Source organism: Oryzomonas japonica (assembly GCF_008802365.1).
In the GTDB taxonomy this organism is placed as follows: domain Bacteria; phylum Desulfobacterota; class Desulfuromonadia; order Geobacterales; family Pseudopelobacteraceae; genus Oryzomonas; species Oryzomonas japonica.
In genome coordinates this window covers 22,264-43,107 of record NZ_VZQZ01000004.1, presented here as the reverse complement: position 1 = coordinate 43,107, position 20,844 = coordinate 22,264, and the positions used below count along the sequence as shown (strand labels likewise).

Annotated in this window: 23 protein-coding genes; 9 read left to right on the top strand and 14 right to left on the bottom strand. The window is 60.1% G+C overall.

The window, feature by feature from the left end; all coding sequences use genetic code 11:
- The first annotated feature begins 78 nt into the window (after positions 1–78).
- The 3 genes from sucC to F6V25_RS07640 all read left to right on the top strand — a co-directional run bounded on the left by sucC (position 79) and on the right by F6V25_RS07640 (position 3,044).
- The gene (gene sucC / locus F6V25_RS07650) at positions 79–1,248 is read left to right on the top strand and encodes an ADP-forming succinate--CoA ligase subunit beta (RefSeq protein WP_151128028.1); all 1,170 of its coding nucleotides are present in this window, start codon (positions 79–81) and stop codon (positions 1,246–1,248) included.
- Positions 1,249–1,251: 3 nt separating this feature from the next.
- Positions 1,252–2,166: a succinate--CoA ligase subunit alpha gene (gene sucD / locus F6V25_RS07645; RefSeq protein WP_151128027.1), complete on the top strand. Its 915-nt coding sequence runs from the start codon at positions 1,252–1,254 to the stop codon at positions 2,164–2,166.
- Between the two features lie 182 nt (positions 2,167–2,348).
- Positions 2,349–3,044 carry a hypothetical protein gene (locus tag F6V25_RS07640; RefSeq protein ID WP_151128026.1) on the top strand — a complete coding sequence of 232 codons (696 nt, stop codon included), beginning with the start codon at positions 2,349–2,351 and terminating at the stop codon, positions 3,042–3,044.
- 78 nt (positions 3,045–3,122) lie between these two features.
- Here F6V25_RS07640 and F6V25_RS07635 read toward each other — a convergent pair whose 3' ends face one another.
- The 4 genes from F6V25_RS07635 to F6V25_RS07625 all read right to left on the bottom strand — a co-directional run bounded on the left by F6V25_RS07635 (position 3,123) and on the right by F6V25_RS07625 (position 4,515).
- The gene (locus F6V25_RS07635; RefSeq protein WP_151128025.1) at positions 3,123–3,389 is read right to left on the bottom strand and encodes a type II toxin-antitoxin system RelE family toxin; all 267 of its coding nucleotides are present in this window, start codon (positions 3,387–3,389) and stop codon (positions 3,123–3,125) included.
- Complete coding sequence (locus F6V25_RS07630; RefSeq protein WP_151128023.1) at positions 3,376–3,567, bottom strand: type II toxin-antitoxin system Phd/YefM family antitoxin; 192 nt, start codon at positions 3,565–3,567, stop codon at positions 3,376–3,378. Before F6V25_RS07630 ends, F6V25_RS07635 begins: the two co-directional genes overlap by 14 nt.
- 110 nt (positions 3,568–3,677) lie before the next feature.
- Entirely contained in the window at positions 3,678–3,827 is a 150-nt protein-coding gene (locus tag F6V25_RS16975) for a hypothetical protein (RefSeq protein WP_191966123.1), read from the bottom strand.
- 262 nt (positions 3,828–4,089) lie between these two features.
- Positions 4,090–4,515: a type II toxin-antitoxin system HicB family antitoxin gene (locus tag F6V25_RS07625; RefSeq protein ID WP_151128022.1), complete on the bottom strand. Its 426-nt coding sequence runs from the start codon at positions 4,513–4,515 to the stop codon at positions 4,090–4,092.
- A 351-nt stretch (positions 4,516–4,866) separates the two neighbouring features.
- Here F6V25_RS07625 and F6V25_RS17165 point away from each other — a divergent pair, with 351 nt between their 5' ends.
- The 4 genes from F6V25_RS17165 (at position 4,867) to F6V25_RS07600 (ending at position 11,780) form a co-directional block, all read left to right on the top strand.
- Positions 4,867–5,676 (top strand): YkgJ family cysteine cluster protein, encoded by an 810-nt coding sequence (locus F6V25_RS17165; RefSeq protein ID WP_218043539.1) that lies wholly within the window; start codon positions 4,867–4,869, stop codon positions 5,674–5,676.
- 231 nt (positions 5,677–5,907) lie between these two features.
- On the top strand, positions 5,908–9,438 hold the full coding sequence (gene dnaE, locus F6V25_RS07610) for a DNA polymerase III subunit alpha (protein ID WP_151128019.1): 3,531 nt from the start codon (positions 5,908–5,910) through the stop codon (positions 9,436–9,438).
- A gap of 187 nt (positions 9,439–9,625) precedes the next feature.
- Positions 9,626–10,582 carry an acetyl-CoA carboxylase carboxyltransferase subunit alpha gene (locus tag F6V25_RS07605; protein WP_149306294.1) on the top strand — a complete coding sequence of 319 codons (957 nt, stop codon included), beginning with the start codon at positions 9,626–9,628 and terminating at the stop codon, positions 10,580–10,582.
- Positions 10,583–10,784: 202 nt separating this feature from the next.
- On the top strand, positions 10,785–11,780 hold the full coding sequence (locus F6V25_RS07600; protein ID WP_151128018.1) for a pseudouridine synthase: 996 nt from the start codon (positions 10,785–10,787) through the stop codon (positions 11,778–11,780).
- A gap of 59 nt (positions 11,781–11,839) precedes the next feature.
- On the opposite strand, the gene F6V25_RS07595 is transcribed toward F6V25_RS07600, so the two are convergent.
- The 6 genes from F6V25_RS07595 to F6V25_RS07570 form a co-directional block, all read right to left on the bottom strand.
- Positions 11,840–12,148: a hypothetical protein gene (locus F6V25_RS07595; RefSeq protein WP_151128016.1), complete on the bottom strand. Its 309-nt coding sequence runs from the start codon at positions 12,146–12,148 to the stop codon at positions 11,840–11,842.
- 36 nt (positions 12,149–12,184) lie between these two features.
- Positions 12,185–12,640 carry a hypothetical protein gene (locus tag F6V25_RS07590; RefSeq protein WP_151128015.1) on the bottom strand — a complete coding sequence of 152 codons (456 nt, stop codon included), beginning with the start codon at positions 12,638–12,640 and terminating at the stop codon, positions 12,185–12,187.
- A gap of 50 nt (positions 12,641–12,690) precedes the next feature.
- Positions 12,691–13,140 (bottom strand): coiled-coil domain-containing protein, encoded by a 450-nt coding sequence (locus F6V25_RS07585; protein ID WP_151128014.1) that lies wholly within the window; start codon positions 13,138–13,140, stop codon positions 12,691–12,693.
- Between the two features lie 60 nt (positions 13,141–13,200).
- The gene (locus tag F6V25_RS07580) at positions 13,201–14,244 is read right to left on the bottom strand and encodes an adenosine deaminase (RefSeq protein WP_151128013.1); all 1,044 of its coding nucleotides are present in this window, start codon (positions 14,242–14,244) and stop codon (positions 13,201–13,203) included.
- Positions 14,245–14,394: 150 nt separating this feature from the next.
- Positions 14,395–14,778 carry a glutaredoxin domain-containing protein gene (locus F6V25_RS07575; protein ID WP_151128011.1) on the bottom strand — a complete coding sequence of 128 codons (384 nt, stop codon included), beginning with the start codon at positions 14,776–14,778 and terminating at the stop codon, positions 14,395–14,397.
- A gap of 2 nt (positions 14,779–14,780) precedes the next feature.
- A complete protein-coding gene (locus F6V25_RS07570) occupies positions 14,781–15,149 on the bottom strand; it encodes a PDZ domain-containing protein (RefSeq protein ID WP_151128010.1) in 369 nt (122 codons plus the stop codon).
- A 115-nt stretch (positions 15,150–15,264) separates the two neighbouring features.
- Between F6V25_RS07570 and asnS the strand changes: the two genes are divergently transcribed.
- On the top strand, positions 15,265–16,626 hold the full coding sequence (gene asnS, locus F6V25_RS07565) for an asparagine--tRNA ligase (RefSeq protein WP_151128009.1): 1,362 nt from the start codon (positions 15,265–15,267) through the stop codon (positions 16,624–16,626).
- Positions 16,627–16,783: 157 nt separating this feature from the next.
- Here the strand turns inward: asnS and F6V25_RS07560 are convergent, their stop codons facing one another.
- Positions 16,784–17,143 carry a hypothetical protein gene (locus tag F6V25_RS07560; protein WP_151128008.1) on the bottom strand — a complete coding sequence of 120 codons (360 nt, stop codon included), beginning with the start codon at positions 17,141–17,143 and terminating at the stop codon, positions 16,784–16,786.
- Between F6V25_RS07560 and F6V25_RS07555 the strand changes: the two genes are divergently transcribed.
- A complete protein-coding gene (locus F6V25_RS07555) occupies positions 17,142–17,348 on the top strand; it encodes a hypothetical protein (RefSeq protein ID WP_151128007.1) in 207 nt (68 codons plus the stop codon). The genes F6V25_RS07560 and F6V25_RS07555 overlap by 2 nt on opposite strands.
- Here F6V25_RS07555 and F6V25_RS07550 read toward each other — a convergent pair.
- Genes F6V25_RS07550 through F6V25_RS07540 form a run of 3 tightly spaced genes read right to left on the bottom strand, consistent with a single transcriptional unit; the run spans position 17,333 to position 20,808 of the window.
- Entirely contained in the window at positions 17,333–17,578 is a 246-nt protein-coding gene (locus F6V25_RS07550; protein ID WP_151128006.1) for an amino acid ABC transporter substrate-binding protein, read from the bottom strand. The genes F6V25_RS07555 and F6V25_RS07550 overlap by 16 nt on opposite strands.
- A gap of 37 nt (positions 17,579–17,615) precedes the next feature.
- Entirely contained in the window at positions 17,616–18,284 is a 669-nt protein-coding gene (locus tag F6V25_RS07545; protein WP_191966122.1) for a glycoside hydrolase family 108 protein, read from the bottom strand.
- 10 nt (positions 18,285–18,294) lie between these two features.
- Positions 18,295–20,808, bottom strand: a complete 2,514-nt coding sequence (locus F6V25_RS07540) for a hypothetical protein (RefSeq protein ID WP_151128004.1) — start codon at positions 20,806–20,808, stop codon at positions 18,295–18,297.
- Positions 20,809–20,844 lie beyond the last annotated feature (36 nt).

The window sequence follows — 20,844 nt, the reverse complement described above, 5'->3', positions numbered from 1 at the left end:
TCATTTAAAGTAAAATCCCCTTGTCTCCACCATATTTCCTGGTATACTCCCTCAAAATCCCGACGGACGGAGCTTGCCATGAACATCCATGAGTATCAGGCCAAGGAGATCTTCAGCACCTTCGGCATCCCCGTGCCCCGCAGCCGCGTGGCCCTGACCGCCGACCAGGTGGAGCGGGCCGCCAAGGAGATGGGGGGCCACTGCGTGGTCAAGGCCCAGATCTACGCGGGGGGCCGCGGCAAGGCAGGCGGCGTCAAGATCGTCCACCACCCGGAGCAGGCCAACGACGTGGCCAAGGAGTTGTTCGGCAAGAAGCTCGTCACCCCCCAGACCGGGCCGGAAGGGCTCAAGGTCCGCCGCATCCTGGTGGAGGAGGCGGTGGAGATCGCCCGGGAGTTCTACCTCTCCATCACCCTGGACCGGGCCACGTCGCGCTATTGCCTCATCGCCTCCCCCGAGGGGGGGATGGACATCGAGGAGGTGGCCCACAAATCCCCGGAAAAGATCCACGTCCTGACCATCGACCCCCTCATGGGGCTGCGCCCCTACCAGGCCCGCAAGATCGCCCTGGCCCTGGGGCTCACCGGCGTGGTGTGCGAGGACTGCGTGGAGCTGATCCTCAACCTGTACCGCTGCTGCCTGGACAAGGACTGCTACCTGGTGGAGATCAACCCCCTGGTGGTCACCAAGGCCGGGTGGCTGTTGGCCATGGACGGCAAGATGTCCTTCGACGACAACGCCGTGTACCGCCACCGGGAATACCCGGACATGGTGGACTACTCCCAGCTCGACCCGCTGGAGATCAACGCCGGCAAGTACGACCTGGCCTACATCAAGCTGGAAGGCTCCATCGGCTGCATGGTCAACGGCGCGGGCCTGGCCATGGCCACCCTGGACGTGCTGAAGGAGTTCGGCGGCGAACCGGCCAACTTCCTGGACGTAGGGGGCGGGGCCACGCGGGAGAAGGTCACCGAGGCGTTCAAGATCATCCTGGAAGACTGCGACGTACGGGCGGTCTTCGTCAACATCTTCGGCGGCATCATGCGCTGCGACGTCATCGCCCAGGGAATCATCGAGGCGGCCAACGAGGTGCAGTGCCACCTCCCCATCGTGGTGCGCATGGACGGCAGCAACGTGGAGGAGGGGAAACGCCTCCTCATGGAATCGGGGCTGAACGTGCAGGTGGGCGACAACCTGGGGGACGGCGCCAAGCGGATCGTCAAGATGCTGGGCCAAGGGGGAAAGTAGGCCATGTCTATATTAATCGATAAACATTCGAAGATCGTCGTGCAGGGGATCACCGGCAGAAGCGGCCTGTTCCACACCCAGCAGTGCCGCGCCTACGGCACCAACATCGTGGCCGGCGTCACCCCCGGCAAGGGGGGCATCCACATCGACGGCATCCCGGTGTTCAACACCGTGGAGGAGGCGGTGCGCTACACCAAGGCCAACGTCTCCATGATCTTCGTCCCCCCCCCGGCGGCGGCCGACGCCATCCTGGAGGCCTGCGCCGCCGAGCTGGACCTGGCGGTGTGCATCACCGAGGGGATACCGGTGCGGGACATGGTCCTGGCCCGGTCGGTACAGGAGCGGAGCCGGACCCTGCTGGTGGGCCCCAACTGCCCCGGTGTCATCACCCCGGGCCAGTGCAAGCTGGGCATCATGCCGGGCTACATCCACAAACCGGGCAAGATCGGCGTCGTCTCCCGCAGCGGTACCCTGACCTACGAGGCGGTGAAGCAGTTGACCGACATGGGGCTGGGGCAGTCCACCTGCGTCGGCATCGGCGGCGACCCGATCATCGGCATGAAGTTCATCGACGTGCTGGAGTTGTTCAACAACGACCCCCACACCGAGGCGGTCTTCATGATCGGCGAGATCGGCGGCGGGGCCGAGGAAGAGGCGGCCTACTGGATCAAGGAGAACATGAAAAAGCCGGTGGCGGCGTTCATCGCCGGGGTCACGGCTCCTCCGGGCAAGCGCATGGGCCATGCCGGGGCCATCATCACCGGCGGCAAGGGCAAGGCCGAGGACAAGATCCGCACCCTGAACGAATGCGGGGTCGTGGTGGCCGAAAGCCCGACCAGGATGGGGCACGCCATGAAGGAGGCGTTGAAGGCGACGGGCAAGCACACCGCGCACCCGGCGAAAAAGGCGAAGAAGTAGCGTAACGATAGCAAGGGTGTGAACAGGCCCCGTTTCCCGTGAGGGAGGCGGGGCTTTGTGTTGTGGGTCGCCGGGTTACGAATTATCAACATAAGTGTTAGCAATAATTTCGGCTTGACGCTTCTTTGTTACAATGTTACATACAACCTAAAGTTTCAAAACAACCTTTGGAGGTGATAGCCATGAGCAAGGTTATTCGGATAGAAGATGAAATTTTTGGCAGGCTTCAGAATCATGCTGAACCCTTCGTTGACACTCCATCAAGTGTGATTGAAAAACTTCTGAACTACTATGAAAGCAGTCTATCAAAGCCCGAAACAACTCATGCTCACGCATCTCAAGGCCGAAGGGAGAGTCCCATGAGGAATATTTTTCTTGCTCCGGCATCAGATGAAAACCTTCGAAAGACCATCAGGGGTTCCGTAAGTCTCACATCCATTACTCACCTGCTTTCCAAAGAAGAACGCCAGGTTCTCCAATCAAGCGTAAAGAACGTCGAGGCTCTGAATTGCTGGGCAATGACAGAAGGTAGTCGTTCCAAGTTCAATGAGATGACCCATGGTGATCTGGTGCTGTTTACTGCTAAAGATTCTGGTAAATTTCAGTATACTGGAGAAGTTGTGGCGAAAATTGATAGTGAGAAGCTAGGCGGATTCCTCTGGGACTTCGTCCCAACGAAACCTTGGAAGCTCGTCTACTTTTTAGGGAATATTCAAGCTGTCAACATCGACAAGACCCGCTTGGTTACCGCTCTTGGATACAGCAAAAGCTACGTTGTGCCAGGAATTACAAAGGTGAACCCAATTGCAAGAGACACCATTCTTGCACAGCACGGGACAATCGAATCATTTATTGCTTCTATCGATGACTTAAAGTAGAAGAAATTATGACAGTGCGGTTGGAAAGATTATCGGTGGGCTCTGCCCCTAAAATGAGACAACATGTGATAGGCAGTTTTACAAGCGGCGATAAACGTCCCTGCGGTGACGTACATAGTGAATTATGACGGTGCGGTTGGAAAGGTCTAGCTCATAGACGATGCGATAATCACCGATTCTGTGGCGCCAGGTTCGCTCGGTGCCGGATAGTTTACGGTCGGGAGGGACGGCAGGATCTTCGGCCAACCGTTCAAAGGCTTCAAATACCTGCCGCACAACAGATGCGGGAAGTTTGCGCATATCTTTCTCAACCGAAGGTTTTAGCAGGATGCTAAACGACGGCATGATCGGCCAGGCGTTTCTTCATTTCCTCAAGCGAAATGGGATATTCCTCACGCCGTTCGGCAACCACCGTCAGATCATGCAAATCCTCAAGCAGCCGCTGGTATTCGCGGATAGGCAGGATAACGGCTTTTTTCCTGCCGGTGCTGCTGGTGATGTATTGCGCTTCTCCAGGTTGCATGGCGCTGCTCCTTTTTTGTACTCTCCTTCATTCCGGCAGGGCCATCATATCATAATTTTTGCAGGAACAAAAACACATGGTCAAACCGACAAACATCAAAAACTTGAAAACTACGCCCTCCCCTGCCTCTCCCCCCACAGCGGATCGGTCTTGAACTGCTGCCACATGCGCTCTTGGTGACGGGCCTTGATCTCCCTGATGGCCACACGTTCGCCAAGGCCGAAGAGCTGCAACGATGTCTTCAGATCCGCAGAGGTCAAGGCCGGCTTCCTTTAGGAACAGCGGCAATCGGCATCCTGTTCATTGTCGTACATAAGCTTTAATCCGCACTTCTGGCACCGCCAGAAGAGGCCGCCTCAGCCGGGCAGCAGGATCATCTTGCCCTGGCATTCGGGACACTGTTTTTCAGTTACCATGATCTGTTCCCCCCTATCCTGTGGTATGTTCCTCGTCGCGGGGGTCAGCCTTTTAAAGGGTGGCCCTCATGATGTATTCTATCATGCTTGAAATAAAAATGCCGTATTACGCCGCTCGCTTGGCCGGGGGATTTTGTACCGTTGCTTCGCGTCTGCCAAGCCCTTCGGCAATGAGTGCAAGCACGAGGGTATTGATGCTGACACCTTCCGCTTTTGCCCTTGTCTGTAACGAAGCATGGAGCGAGCGGGGAAGTCTTTGGACGAATTTCACCGGCTTGCCTTCCTCGTCGTAATGGGTCGGGACCGGCATCTGCCTCCCCATGTCCACCTGGGCCGCCATCCAGCCATCGAAAGCGTCACGGCCATTGGCAAGAGCTTCTTCCTGCGTCTCGCCGTCCGACATGCAGCCGGGGAGATCAGGAAAGGTAATCATGTACCCGCCCCCATCCTCGACAGAAAGCGGCGATATGACATGGCCGTATGCCTCGAAAGGGGCCGGCGGAATGACAGGCTTGATTTGCTTTATGCTCATGGCGTATTCTCCCTGATGGCGTCGATCATTGACACGAGGTTCTTGACATAAACCGGCTTGATGGGACGATGCGCGGGGACGCACAGGCTTTCCGCGATTCCCCTCGTGGAAAAAACGTGATGACTCCCCCCATTGTTACGGACTTCAACCCCGTAACGTTCAGCCACGGATATCAGGTCGCCAATGCGCCAGTCGCGAGGGTTGTTTCTCATCCGTTCAAGCGTTTTGTCCGCTGTCGTCATATTTTTATAGTATCACATGTAACATCAAAAACAAGCATCAATTATTCAATGCCGCCCCCGCCTTGCTCAACAAAAAGCCGGGCGGTGCGCATCGTTCGAGGCACGTACCATGAAGATCGGTCGCAACGATCCCTGCTCCTGCGGCAGCGGGGAAAAATATAAAAACTGCTGCGGCTCAGGCCATCCCCTCCCCCTCAACGAGGATCGCCGGTGGGTGGAGGAGCAGGTCATCAAAGACGGCGACATGCTCCTGTACGGAAATCTATCGGACGAACTGGCGGATATCCCGGCGGAGGCGCTCTGGAAAGAGTTCCGGCGGATCGGGGAAAGCTATCTGGTGGGCGGCAGGGAGCAAACGCGCGTGGTGCACGAGCTGGTGGATGCGACCATCGACTCCCTGATCGAACGGGACAGGAGGTTCGGCTACGCCCCCCCGTTCTGCCACAAGGGGTGCGGTAACTGCTGCCATGAAGTGGTCTATTGCACCGCCGAGGAAGCGGCGGATATTCATGCCTACTGTAGGGAAAACGGCGTCGGGATCGATTACGAAAAGCTCGCGCGCCAGCTTGATTACCTGGAATTCGACACCAGCATGGATCACACGGGGGAAACGGCCTGGAATGACCAAAGACCGGAAGACCAGTCGTGCGCCTTTCTGGACCGGGCGGACAACGGCTGCACCATCTGGCCGGTCAGGCCGCTGGTATGCCGGGTGCATCTGGCCGAGGATACGGATCAGTACTGCGCGCCGCACAATGGCGTCGTAAACCCCGAGGCCCGCGGGATCAATTATATTGAACTGAGCTATATCTTGAGCGTCGTTTTTACCATCCACCGGGATTCCATCAAAAAAACCATGGGGAGATTGCTGCTTGACGCACAACCAGGAGGATCTGATGAGGCCGGGCTCCCCGGGTGACAAATCGGGAAGCCTCCCCCGAAAACACAAAAAAATAATGCCAACATTCCGGCCTGTTACGCATAAGTATTTGTAATAAAACCGATAACTCCCGATTGACGTACCGCCCGAAACGGGGCATACTATTCCCCACATATCACCGAACGGGAACTCATAGAGGTCCCGTTCTTTTTTGCATCCGGCTCCGCTTCCCCTTCGTCATTAACGCTGTTCGCTCTCAAAAGGTCGCCCATGGAAACACCTCCCTTCGTCCATCTGCATCTCCATACCCAGTATTCCCTGCTGGACGGCGCCATCCGCGTCGAAGACCTGGTCCACAAGGCCGAGGATTACCACATGCCGGCCCTGGCCATTACGGACCACGGCAACATGTTCGGCGCGGTGGAGTTCTACCTCAAGTGCCAGAAGGCCCACATCAAGCCGATCCTCGGCTGCGAGGTCTACCTGGCGCCCGAGTCCCGCTTCTCCAAGGAGGCCCGGGGAATCTCCGACGCGGCCTACCACCTGATCCTGCTCTGCCAGAACCTGGAGGGATACCGGAACCTCTCCTACCTCACCTCGGCCGGCTACAAAGAAGGATTCTACTACCGCCCCCGCATCGACCGGGAGCTGTTGAAGGAACACAGCAACGGGCTCATCGCGCTGTCGGCCTGCCTCAAGGGCGAGGTGGCCATGCAGTGCGGCCGCAACAAGATGGAGGATGCGCTGGCCACGGCCCGCTGGTACAGCGAGTTGTTCGAGGACCGCTATTACATCGAATTGCAGGAAAACACCCTGGCCGAACAGGATGTGGTCAACAAGCGCCTGCTGGAGATTGCGGGCGAGCTGAAGCTGCCGCTCGTGGCCACCAACGACTGCCACTACCTGAACCGGGAGGATGCCCGCGCCCACGAGGTGCTGCTCTGCATCCAGACCGGCAAGACCATGAGCGACCCGACCCACATGAAGTTCACGGCGGACGAGTTCTACGTCAAGTCGCCGGAGGAGATGGTCAAGGCATTTTCCTACGCCCCCGAGGCCATCGCCAACACCGTGGCCATCGCCGAGCGCTGCGACTTGGAACTCCCCCTGGGCAAGGAATACTTCTTCCCCCACTTCGAGCCGCCGGCCGGCAAGACCCACGGCGAGATGCTGGAGCAACTGGCCACGGAAGGGCTCAAGGAGCGCATGGTCACCATCCTGGCCAAGTACCCGGATATGACCCTGGAACGGCAGCAGGCCTACTTCGACCGCCTGCGCATCGAGTTGGACTGTATCCACCAGATGCAGTTCCCGGCCTACTTTCTGATCGTGTCCGACTTCATCAACTGGGCCAAGGACCACGGCATCCCGGTCGGTCCGGGCAGGGGTTCGGCCGCCGGTTCGCTGGTGGCCTACTCCATCAAGATCACCGACCTCGATCCCATGCCCTACAATCTGCTGTTCGAACGTTTCCTCAACCCGGAACGTATCTCCATGCCTGATATCGACGTCGACTTCTGCATGGACCGCCGGGAAGAGGTCATCCAGTACGTGGTGGAGAAATACGGGCGGGAGCGGGTCTGCCAGATCATCACCTTCGGGACCATGAAGGCCAAGGCCGTGGTGCGCGACGTGGGGCGGGCGCTGAACATGACCTACGGGGATGTGGACCGCATCGCCAAGCTGATCCCGGACGACCTGAAGATGACCCTGGCCAAGGCCCTGGAGCAGGAACCGCAACTGAAGGAGTTGGCGGCGACCGACCCGCAGATCAAGAATCTTCTGGAAACCGCCATCTGCCTGGAAGGCTTGGCCCGCCACGCCGGCACCCACGCCGCCGGGGTGGTGGTGGCCCCACGGCAGCTGGAGGAGTTCCTGCCGGTGTACAAGGACCAGAAGACCGGCTCCATCAATACCCAGTACTCCATGAAGTACGTGGAGATGGTCGGCCTGGTCAAGTTCGACTTCCTGGGACTCAAGAACCTTACCGTGATCCAGAACGCCGTCAAGCTGGTGCGGGAGGGGAAGGACCCGGAGTTCGACATCACCCGCCTGCGGGACGACGACAAGGCCAGCTACGACCTCATCTCCTCGGGCAACACCACCGGCATCTTCCAGCTCGAAGGCAGCGGCATGAAGGAGATGCTGGTCAAGCTCAAGCCCTCCTGCTTCGAGGACGTGATCGCCGCCTGCGCCCTGTACCGGCCGGGCCCCCTGGGGTGCGGCATGGTGGACGAGTTCATCGAGCGCAAGCACGGCCGCCAGAAGGTGGTCTACGACCTGCCGCAACTGGAGCCGATCCTGAAGGACACCTACGGGGTCATCGTCTACCAGGAACAGGTCATGCAGATCTCCCGCACCCTGGCCGGCTATTCCCTGGGGCGCGCCGACCTGCTGCGCCGCGCCATGGGCAAGAAAGACCCGGCGGTCATGGCCAAGGAGAAGGAGCCGTTTCTGGCCGGGGCCAAGGCCCAGAACATCGACCCGAAAAAGGCCGAGGCGATCTTCGACCAGATGGCAAAGTTCGCCGAATACGGCTTCAACAAGTCCCACTCGGCCGCCTACGCCCTCATCGCCTACCAGACCGCCTACCTCAAGTCCTACTACCCGGTGGAGTTCATGGCCGCGCTTCTCACCTGCGACATGGACAACACGGACAAGGTGATCAAGAGCATCGGCGACTGCCGCGAGCAGGGGATCGAGGTGCTGCCGCCGGATGTGAACAAGTCCGGCCTCTCCTTCACCGTGGTGGGCAAATCCATGCGCTTCGGCCTGGGCGCGGTCAAGGGGATCGGCACCGGCGCCGTGGAGGCGATCCTGGAGGCGCGGGCCGAAGGCCCCTTCAAGGATATCTATGACTTCTGCGAACGGGTCGATATGCGGCGCGCCAACAAGAAGGTGTTCGAGGCCCTCATCAAGTGCGGCGCCTTCGACTCCACCGGCGCCTTCCGCTCGGCCCTCATGGAAGGGCTGGAGCAGGCCATGTCCTACGGCCAGAAGATCCAGGAGGAGAAGGCCAGCGCCCAGGTTTCCCTGTTCGACACCGCCGAGGTGGTACGACACAACGGCAACGGCGGCATGCACCTCCCCGACGTTCAGGAATGGCCGGACAAGGAAAAGCTAGGGTACGAGAAGGAGGCGTTGGGCTTCCTGATCACCGGCCACCCCCTGGACCGCTACGTGGACGACATCAAGCGCCTGACCAACTCGGAGATCGCCCATCTGGGCGAGATGCCCGACGGCTGCGAGGTGCGGGTCTGCGGCATCGTCTCCGCCTTCCGGGAGATCCCCACCAAGAAGGGGGACCGCATGTGCTTCGCCACCATCGAGGACCTGACCGGCTCGGTGGAGATCACCGTGTTCCCCGACACCTATGTGGAAACCTCCACCCTGCTCAAATCCGACGACCCGCTGCTGGTGACCGGCAAGCTGGAAAAGACGGAAAAGGGGGCCAAGATTCTGGTCAGCCGCCCCAGCCCCGACAACGGGCGCAGGGGGGGGCATCATCGCGACCCTGGCCCGGCCGGCGATATCAAGCTGCTCCAGGATGCCCGGGCCATGACCACCAAGCGGGTCTGCTTCACCCTGCGCACGGACGACCTGCCGGTGGAGCGCCTGGATGCCCTCAAGACGATCATCCAGCGCTACCACGGCAGCGTGCCGGCCTGCATCCATTTTCTCATCCCGCAGCGGAGCCGCGCGACCATGCCGCTCCCGCCGGATTTGAGCGTCATGGCCAGCGATGATTTAAGGCTGGAAGTGGAGCGACTGTTCGGCTATAATGCCGCGACTTTCGAGTAAGCGTTTACACAACATAAAATCTGCCACAGAGACACGGAGACACAGAGAACGTCAAAGGCACAACATTTTTTACAGGGATGAAGAGGACCTCCGGCTTTATTGTTTTTGTCTTTTCTCTGTGAACCTCTGTGTCTCTGAGTCTCTGTGGCAGGTGTACGAATCTGAAATTAAAACTTGAGGTATCACTATGGCGACCCCGTTTCATCTGGAATTCGAAAAACCTATTGTGGAGCTTGAGAAGAAGATCGAGGAGCTGAACGCCCTGGCCGCGGACGGCCTGGACATCAGCGCCGACGTGGCCACCCTGGAAGGGCATGTGGAGAAGACGCGCAAGGATATCTTCGCCAACCTCTCCCGCTGGCAGACCGCCCAGGTGGCGCGCCACATCAACCGTCCCTTCACCCTCGACTATGTCAAACACATGTTCACCGAATTCGTGGAACTGCACGGCGACCGCAACTTCGGCGACGACCACGCCATCGTGGGCGGCCTGGCCCGCTTCGACGGCCAGCCGGTCGTGGTGATCGGCCACCAGAAAGGGCGCGACACCAAGGAGAAGGTCTACCGCAACTTCGGCATGCCCAACCCGGAAGGGTACCGCAAGGCGCTGCGCCTGATGCAGATGGCGGAACAATTCAAGCTGCCGGTCATCACCTTCGTGGATACGCCCGGCGCCTACCCCGGCATCGGCGCCGAGGAGCGCGGCCAGGCCGAGGCCATTGCCCGCAACCTGCGCGAGATGGCCAGCCTGCGCACCCCGATCATCGTCTGCGTCACCGGCGAAGGGGGCTCGGGCGGGGCCCTGGCCATCGCCGTGGGCGACCGCATCCTGATGCTGGAGCACTCGGTCTACGCCGTCATCTCCCCGGAAGGGTGCGCCGCCATCCTCTGGTCCGACGGCACCAAGGGCGAGCAGGCCGCAGAGGCGCTCAAACCGACCGCCAAGGACATCATCGGCCTGGGGGTCATCGACGAGATCATAGGCGAGCCCATAGGCGGCGCCCACCGGGACCACGAGGCCATGGCCGCGACCTTGAAAGAGGCCATAGCCCGCAACTTGGCGGAGCTGAACAAGCTCTCCCTGGACGACCTGGTGGAGAAGCGCTATCAGAAGTTCCGCGCCATGACGCGCTGCGTGGAGTAGGATACTAAGATAAAATCCGCCACAGAGACACGGAGACACGGAGACACAGAGGTTCACGGAGAAAGACAAAAGCAGGACGTTAACCGATAACCGTCAAATCTTGAATTAAGCCTCCAGCCTTTTTCTGTGTCTCTGTGGCAAATTGTAATTTTTTTGAAACGGGGCGGCTTAACCGCCCCGTTTTCGTTAAAGAGGTACGACTATGCTGGAACGTCTGCAAAAACTCATCTCCCAGGCCGGTATCACCTCCCGCCGGGCCGCCGAGGAACTGATCGTGAACGGCCGGGTCACGGTCAACGGCGTTATTGTCACCGAGTTGGGGAGCAAGGCCGACCCGGCCACAGACCGCGTCGCCGTGGACGGCAAGCCGCTCCAGTTCAGCGAAAAGCACCTGTATATCCTGCTTAACAAGCCGACCGGCTACATCACCGCCCTGAAGGACTCCCAGGACCGGCCGCTGGTGACCGACTTGTTGAAAGGTGTGGAGGAGCGGGTCTACCCGGTGGGGAGGCTGGACTACAACACCGAGGGGCTTCTGCTGCTGACCAACGACGGGGATTGGGCCAACCGCCTGATGCACCCGCGCCACGAGGTGGAGAAGGAGTATCACGTCCGGGTGCGGGGCAAGGTGCTGGAGCAGCAGCTGAAACGGATGGCGGGCGGGGTCGAGTTGGAGGACGGCGTCACCGCTCCGGCAACGGTGCGCATGGTGAAGAGCAGCGACCAGAACGACTGGATTTCGGTAACGATCCACGAGGGGAGGAACCGCCAGGTACGGCGCATGTGCGAGGTGGTCAGCCTCTCCGTGGTGCGCCTGCGGCGGGTACGCTACGGCAGTCTGGAGATCGGGGCGCTGAAGCCGGGACAGTTCCGCTACCTGACCGATGCCGAGGTGCAGGGGTTGCTCCAACCGGGAGGGATATCGGAGCCCGAGCCGCAGAAGGTGCAGAAGCCGCGTCCTCCCCGCAGCACGAACTCGACAAAGACCGGCACAGGGGCGCCAGGGAGCCCCCGGAAACCGCAGAGCACGGCAAAGGTCGGCACAACGGCGTCTGGACGCCCCCAGAAACCGCGTGGCGCGGCAAAAAACGGCACAGAGTCGACAGGACGTCCCCCCGCCCGGACGGCCGAGAAACAGACCAAAAGGCAGCCCTCCCGCACGAAGCCCGGGGAATCCCCGCGCACGCGTCACCGATAATTTGCCAAATATCAAGACGTAGGGGCGGGGAGCCCCCGCCCCTACGAGTAATCAATCCCTCACAGCATATCCATCGGTAGTGCCCTGACAACGACGGACTCCTGCCTGAAAAGGCGCTCCAGCCTCTCCCGGAACGCTTTCCACCACCCACGGTCCAATTCCCTAGCCATGACTTCGTAGATAACGATTTCGTCCTTTACCGCGTCGCTCTGCCCCTCTTTCCATACCCCTTCTGCGGGAGACCTGACGTAGGTGGTTATCCCCCCGAACCGTTCGGTGAGTTCGTCCCTGACCTGGAGATACGTTGATTGCGGGAAGGGATGACCATCGTTGTCGCACAGGGGGAGCAGCAGTTGAATCAGGTTCATGGAATCACCTCGTGCCATGTGTATAACGGGGATGGCCTAAGCTCCGGGGCCTGGTTTGGCAGGGGCCTGATAGGAATCGATGAGTTCCTGAAGCAGTTCATCCTGCGCTTGCAGGTGCTTCTGGATCTCAAGCGCCTCATACAGAATGGCCTCGGCATCCTTGTAGGTGTCGTCGGCCCTGGTATCGGCTGCGGCGCCCTCGACTTTCTGACCTACCATGATGATGGACAACAGGACCAATTGCAGGAAGGTCTGCGCGATCCAGGATATGAGGGCGCTCGTGCCGCCGTGAATGGCTTCCGGGAGGCTGATGAATGCGATGAGGGCAAAGGCATAGGCGCACCACATGGTGCCCACGCCCTCGGTGATCTTTTCTCCCAGAAGTGAGTTAAAGCGGGCCACCGGGCCTTCTTTGACAACCTTCTTGGGCTTGGGAGCGCGCTTCTTCCGGAGTTCGATTTGGGGGTGCGGCTTATGCTGGTAGACTTTCATGGCTGCTCCTTGGGGTGGAGAGATCATTGGGATTATTGGGATGAATCTGTCTACTGGCCCGCTTTCCTGAGCTGCTCATTCTCTGTCGTGAGGCGGATAATCTCGGTCTTGAGGCGCGAATTTTCGTCCTTCAGTTGCTCACAGGTGCTTTCCGGGTGCGGTACTTCGGATTCCGTCTTCTTTACCCCGACCGGGTTGACACCGCCAACCGCACCATCGCTACCGGCCTTTTTCACCGGGACAACAGGTGGAACGCCGGAATCGGCATTTTCGGCGATGCCGATCTTTTTGCATTTATCGGTAGAGGTATACTCCCTCAACGCCTTCTGAGTCGCAAAGCATGCGCTCGGATTCAGGAGATAGCTGAACCCACTGCACGCACCGGCCTCCTTCTTCTTCAAAGCATCCTGTTCCTTGATGCAGCGGTCATACCCGCTGCCGGCCAGAGCATTTCCCGAGAGCACAAGAAGCAGGGCGGAAAGGGGCAGAAGTATTCTCATAGAACTATAATCCTCGTTTTTCCGCTGTCCAGCGTTCTGCCGGACACCAAAATTTGTCATTTATATGCACTGCTGCGCAAAGAACTCATCAAGTTCCCTGATCCATCCCGCCTTGACGCTTTCATCCACAAAACTGGCCTGAAAACTGTTGCGGGCCAACCGGTATGCCTCATACGCCCCCAGATCCGGCAGCGCGGCGAAGGTGGCCAGATAATTCTCGTTCAGGTAACCGCCGAAATAGGCCGGATCGTCGGAGTTGATCGTTGCGGCGATACCGGCAGCCAGCAATCTGCCGATGGTGTGGGCGGCAAGGTCCGGGAATACGCAGAGCTTTACGTTGGACAGGGGGCACACGGTCAAGGGTATCCGTTGCTCCGCCAGCCGCGCCACAAGCAGGGGATCTTCCAGGCAGCGCACGCCGTGGTCGATGCGCTCCACCTTCAGCAGATCGAGGGCATGGTAGATGTATCCGGCCGGCCCCTCCTCCCCGGCATGGGCCACCAGCCGCAGCCCCAACTCCCGGCAGCGGGCGAATACCCGGGCGAATTTCTCCGGCGGATTGCCGCGCTCACTGCTGTCCAGGCCGACACCGATGAACCGGTCGCGGAACGGCAGGGCCTCTTCCAGGGTCGCAAAAGCGGCCTCCTCGCTCAGGTGGCGTAGAAAGCAGAGGATCAGCGCGGCGCTTACCCCCAGCTCTTCGCGGCCACGCCGGACCGCCCGGTCCAGCCCGTTGATGACGGTTGCAAACGGAATCCCCCTCTCCGTATGGGTCTGGGGGTCGAAGAAGATCTCCGCATGGCGGACATTCTCGGCTTTGGCGCGTTTCAGGTATGCCCAGGCCATGGCGAAGAAATCGTCTTCCGTTTGCAGCACGCCGGCCCCGGCGTAGTAGATATCCAGAAAGCTCTGCAAGTCGGTAAAGGCATAGGCGGCACGCAGGTCGTCCACGGTTGGATAGGGGAGCGGGATATTGTTGCGTGTTGCCAGTGCAAAGATCAGTTCCGGCTCCAGGGAGCCTTCGATGTGAATGTGCAGTTCCGCTTTGGGCATGCGGCAGAGAATGTCGGGCAGGCTCTCCCGTGGGATACAAGCGAAATTCATGGTGACGTGGTTACTCCTGATATTTTTGAGATCACGCTTACAACAAAAGGCCGCGCGATCAACCCATGTTGACCGACACGGCCTTTTTTATACTCATTGAGAGACCGCGTCCCGGACGAAATCATTCTTCCCCCTGCGCCTGCTCTATCGCTACTTTTTCGCCTGGGCCTTCTTGAGGTTCTCCTGGAACGACTCCGGCGTAAAGCCGTGCATGACGATCTCGTTTTGTCCCGTTCCCAAGACGATCACCGGAATCCCCTTGCTCTTGTATTTGCCGGTCAACAGCTTCATGGCCTGGTCATCCTGTTCCACGTCGCGGTTGGTGTAGGGGATGTTGTTCTTGGCGAAGTACTCCTTGGTCGCGCGGCAATGGGGGCACCAGGAGGTGGAGTAGAGCACGATTTGGGGGTACTTCCGGGCCTCTTGCGCCTTGGCGGGGTTGAGCCTGCTCTGGGGGGCCTGTTGTCCGGCGGCCATGGCCCCGGACGCCACCAGCAGCGCCAGCATGACGGCGGCCAAAATCCTCTTGATCATTATCATTTCTCCTTGGGTGCGGTTATCACCAGTTGTTGTCGCTGCAAGGTAAAGGTCAGCGGCTTCTCCACGCCTTCCCGCCGGACCTTCAAAACGACCGGGGTCCCGGCGCGCCCCCGCAGCCGCTTGTGAACCATCTGCCGGAAATCGCTGCCCCGGGTCGGCTTGCCGTCGATGTGGGTAATGACATCCCCCGCCTTGATCCCGGCCACATGGGCGGGTCCGCCGGCCACAAGCTGCCGGACCGTGATCTGCCCGTCGGGGGCAGCCACACCGTCGATGCCGACGCCGCCGAAGTTCTTCTCGCCGTTGGCCCCAAACGCCGTCAGCGCCGTCAGGGCCACAAACAATATCAGCAGCACTGTTTTCATGGGTCAAATGTACCACAAGGCACTGGCGGGGTCAAACGAACAAGGCTCTTGAACCTGTGTCCGATTGCACGTATCATCTGGTACTACTCTATCCATGACGCGGAGAATGATCGCTATGAAAACTCGGATACGGACACTCCTGGCGGGCGGCGCAAGCGGCCGGGAATGCGTGGTTGCGGGATGGGTGCGCTCGGTGCGCGCCGCAAAAGAGGTGGCCTTTGTCACCCTGAACGACGGCTCGGACATGGCCGGGCTCCAGGTGGTGGCCGGGAAGGATCTGGCAAACTTCGACCCGGTCTGCCGTCTCGGCACCGGCGCAGCCCTGCGGGTGCACGGTACGCTGGTGGAATCCCCAGCGGCCGGTCAGCAGTGGGAATTGCACGCCACCAACGTGGAGATTGTCGGCGAGGCCGACGACGCCTACCCGTTGCAGAAGAAGCGCCACACCTTCGAGTACCTGCGTACCATCGCCCACCTGCGGCCCCGGACCAACACCCTGGGCGCAGTGTTCCGCCTCCGTTCGCACCTGGCCCAGGCCGTGCACCGGTTCTTCGCGGAACGGGATTTTCTCTACGCCCACACGCCGATCATCACGGCCAGCGATTGCGAGGGGGCCGGCGAACTGTTCCGCGTAACCACCCTGGATGCGGGCGCGCCGCCCGACTTCGACCAGGACTTCTTCGGCCAGCGCACCGGCCTCACGGTCAGCGGCCAACTGGAGGGGGAGCTCTTTGCCTTGGCCTTTTCCGACATCTATACCTTCGGCCCCACCTTTCGCGCCGAAAACTCCAACACGCCGCGCCACGCAGCGGAATTCTGGATGATCGAGCCGGAGATGGCCTTTGCCGACCTGGCCGACGACGCCGAACTGGCCGAGGAGTTCATCCGCTATCTGTGTCGTTTTAGCCTGGAGGAGTGCGCCGACGACATGGCGTTTTTCGACAAGCATATCGAGAAGGGGTTGGTGGAGCGCATCCGGCAGGTGGCCGAGGCCGACTTCGTCCGCATGGACTACGGCGAGGCCATCGAGCGGCTCCAGCGGTCGGGCACGGCGTTCTCATTTCCCGTTGAATGGGGGCTGGACCTGCAGACCGAGCACGAACGCTATCTGAGCGAGCAGGTGGTGGGCGGCCCGGTGTTCATCCTCAACTACCCCAAGGAGATCAAGGCCTTTTACATGCGCCAGAACAACGACGGCCGCACCGTGGCCGCCATGGACCTGCTGGTGCCCAAGGTGGGCGAGATCATCGGCGGCAGTCAGCGCGAAGAGCGGCTGGACCGGCTGACGGCACGCATGACCGAGATGGGCGTCTCCCAGGAACCGCTCTGGTGGTATCTGGACAGCCGCCGCTGGGGGAGTTGCCCCCATGCCGGTTTTGGTCTGGGCTTCGAGCGGCTGGTGATGTACCTCACCGGCATGGACAACATCCGGGACGTGATCCCCTTCCCCCGCACGCCGCGCCACGCCGAGTTTTGACGACAGTTCTACACCCGCAAAAGCGGCCTCGCACGACGACGCGGCGTAAAACCAGGCGGTTGCTGCATCACGGCCATTCAGAGGTTCAGGCCGTAATCGACATCATTCAAGCCTTTGAATTCCGTTACGTCGTCGCGGCGTTGCGTGAGTAATGCCGTTACCGGTTTTCTCCGCCCCACTGCTCTCCCTCCCCTCGCGGCGGCGCGATGGTCGAGTTGTAACGTTCGATAGTGGCGTTGCATTTGTCCAGGGCGCCGCGGTACAGCTCAAGGTTGGTCAATATCCCCAGACGGCCGCTGTCGGACAGGCAGTATGCCGCCCCCGGCTCCGAGGGATTGAGGGTTTCGACCTCGTTCAAAAGCGGTTGCGGCTCAGTGGCCAGAATGGGCCGGACGCATGGCGGGCAGGTCTGGCAACCGGCCAGCAGGAACAAGCACGCCATGATGAGCAGGCCGTGGTTGAACACGGAGAGAACTGATACGCCGTTGCGTAACCTTGTCGATGGTCTGTTTCTCATGCTGAATATCCTCCTGGAGCGTTACCGAGCCCTGGGCGGCCTGTACCTGCGCCTTGAGCTCCTGATTTTGTGTCTGAAGCTGATCGCGCTCGGCCGGGACGTGGAAGCCGAACCACCAAACGAGACTCACTATCGCGGCGATCCCCGCCGCCTCGGCCATAATCTTCCTGTTCTCCCACAGCCAGGCGGCTATTGCGGCGGCTGACATTGTGCCCCTCCCGGCTCCGTTTTGGCCTTTTGGGCTATCCCGAAACCTCCGGCGCCGAGGATAGCGGCAACCGCTCCCCCGAACGCGAGCAAATCAACCGACTGGCCCTTGGCCAACTCCGTGATGATGGCGCCGATTGCAGTGACCAGGGCGGCGGCAATCCCCACCCTGATGTTGTCATACGTCTGGCCGTCGATGCCGGTCAGAATGTCCCGAATGAATTTCATTGATCCTCCTTTACGCCTCACGGCGTTATTGTGCGTATCAGGCACGCGCCTTGATCATCTCCTTGAGCCCGGCAACCTCGGCATAGGTCAGCCCGTCCCTGCCGGCCTGCATGACCTGCGTGATCTCTTCCTGTGATACCCCGTCGCGCCGGAGCCAAGACGGGAGGAACTGTATCTGTGACGGATCGGCGGCGGCCCGGTCCAGCCGATAGAAAGCGACCACGTCCTCGGCATCCTGGAGGAGCGCCACCGAATCGGCGGCGTTGATGGCCGCGATGGTAGCCGGCCCCACCTTGCCGTCCGCCGTTACCCCGGCCGCCTCCTGTAGCCACATGGCCCCCCGCGCCCCCCCGTTGACCACGTGATCGTAAAGCCAGGTCGCCACGGACTGGTCGTTGATCTCGGACAGACGGTACTTGTCCCAGAAGTTCCGGCGGTAGAAGTCGAGCACCATCTGTTGCAGAGAGGCGAGTCCTGCCAGACACTCGTTGAGATGAGAGACATAACGGCGATAGGCCGTGGTACCATGCACCGGCTGCGGTATGGTATTGGCCTTGACGCCGTCCACATACTTCCACCCGGCCCAGTTCGGCCAGAATTTACGGGCGATCCCCTTGTAGGTCTCCCCGCCGGCGTCGGCCGGGTTGTTGGCGTAGCCGCCTTCATTTGATATGACTGTTGCGTGTACTGTGGTGAAATCTACCATAGTGCCTCCTTTAAATAATCGTTCCATCCGTCACCCCCGACGGTTTGCCGTTTTTCTTCCGCAGGTTGCCGCTGCCGTCGATCCACAGGTAGTAGCCCCCCAGCTTCAACATCTGTTGCGCCTCCAGGATCGCCGGCGCCTGCTCGGTCGCATAGGAAGAGTTCACCGCCAGCCGCTGGATGGCGATCATGAACGCCGCATCAACGATGAACATGGTGCCGAGCGGGGAGAATCCCTGCCGCAGATGCAGCCGTTTTGCCTTCTCCACCGCCTCCAAGGCCTTGCTGATCTCCCCCCGATATCTGGCCGCGATAAAGGCGGGCATCAAGGTGGGAAACGCATCGATGTTGCGCCCCCACCACGAGGGTTGATCCCGGTCGAGCTTTTCCCAGCCGTGGTTCCACTTCACCCGGTAGATCTCCGAGGTGGTGCCCACCGGCACCTGATAGAGTTCCGGGAAGACCCCGGCCATACACGACGGATACCACTCGCTGCCGATCTCATCGGGGATCAGGTTTGTCGTTGACCAGTTCCATTCCTTGCTGGAGGTTTGGTAAAAGAGGCCGATCCCCACGGCCAGGGGAGCGAGGAAAGCGGTATAATAGGCGGTATCCGCATCGCCCCGCGTCGTCATCTCGGCAAGCAACGCCCGGAGCCCGGCGTACACCTCGCAGTTATCCATCAGGTAGGAGGTGCCCCATATAGCATGGTCCCCGGTGAAATCGTTCTGGAAGGTCTTGGTCAGCCCGGTGTAGGTCGGGTTGACGTACATCCATTGGGCGCTGCCGTCCACGATGATCGCCCCGTAAATCGTGCCCGACGGCGCCACGGTCCCAGTGGTCCCCGACAGGATGCAGCGGTAGGTGTTGCCGTTGGCGGTGTATTCGTCCCCGATCTTCACCGCGGCCGTAGCCGCCCAGGGCGCATAGCCTTTGATCTGGGTCAGCACGTTGTAGTACATCAGGTTCTTCATCGTGGCGAAGTTGGTTTCACCGGCCGCATTCAGCGTGTCGAACCACGCGAAGTCCATGGTGTTGTTGACGTAGGCGCAGGCCAGGGCCACAAACATGGAGGCGTAGGAATCATGGGAATCAGGGTTGCGGTACTGGCTCATATCCGCGAGGGTGTCGTACCAGTAATATTTCCACCCGGGCGCGTTCGCCCGCAACCATGTCCATGTGATGCCGCTGTCGGAGAACGTCCCGCCGATGGCGCTGGTCGATCTGTTGGGCGAGGTGGAGCCACACGCCTGGGTAACCGCCGTTGTCGCCTTCCAGATATCGCCATTGGCGACGCGCAGGTCCCCGCTTGCAATCATCTCCCCGCCGTTGAAGTTCGGATAATCGCCCGGGTTCCTGAAAAGATATTTCCAGACCACCGTCCCGTCGGTGATCCCGGCGCCGGTGCCGCTGGGAGCCGTTACACTCGTGGTGCCGGCAGTGGTGCATTCGTAAACCCCATGGTTGGCAATCCGCTTGTTGCCGACAACAACCGCCACGCCACTGAGCCACGGGATGACGATGTGTTTTGTCGCACAGTTCAACAGGGCCTTGATCCTCGACGGGTTGTAATCAGCGATGGAGTAGAGGGCGCTGAAAACGAAGTACCAAAGGACCCCGTTGTTTTGCCCGTAGCGGAAAGTCCCCTTGTAAGGGGAGTCGGCAAAGTAGGCCCACTTAACGCCGCCGTCCTCGATCACATAAACACCCAGGGCGGCATCCCAAGTTGACGGCATACCCGTGGGGGCGATGGCGCCGGTCAGACCGTAGGTAAAGGCCTGATAGATCCGCCCGTTGTTCTCCCGCAGGTCACCGTAAAAAATGGTTTCGTTCGCCGCCCAGGGGGCAATGGTTTCCGGAATATCGAAGGTCTGCATCACGGAATCAGCATGGAACGCACCCTGGACCGGCTGCTTTGACGTTGGCGAGGTCAGCCGCCAGTCAAGCACTCCCTTGATGGTATTGACGCCGCTGTTGATGATGCGGGCAATTTTCAACTTATCCACGTACCCCTTCAGCTTCCAATAGTTATCACCGGATTCGATCACCACGCCGCCGGCGGAATCGAGGTAGACATCCATGTACCCCACTGTTTGGATGGAGATGATCGCACCGGTGAACTCGATAAGCCTGCCGTCGGAGTAATAGCGGCCGGCACTGATGGTGAGTTCCGTTCCGTCTGGCTTCCAGGTCAGGGCCATGCCCGACAGCACATATGGGTAGAACACGTCGGGATACTTGACGGAAGCAGTCCCGCTCTCTCCACCGCCTCCCCCCCGTTGTTGCACCACCATCGTCAAGCGGTCAAGAGCGTTTTCCACAACATCCGGGAAGAATCCGCCCTGGTTGCGCAGGTCAATGGGTTGCAGTTCCGACACGGTGCGCGCGAGTTCGAGGATTTCCCCCACAGCCAACGGGGATTTGAGCGTAAGTAGGCCTCCCATGTGTCCGCTTGCGCCGGTTAGGGTGTAGTTGGCGTCTTCGATCAGGACCAAAGGGGCACCTTGGGCATTGATTTTTGTCACTGTGATATCCGAATTTTGTAAAAACCGAAAACCGAA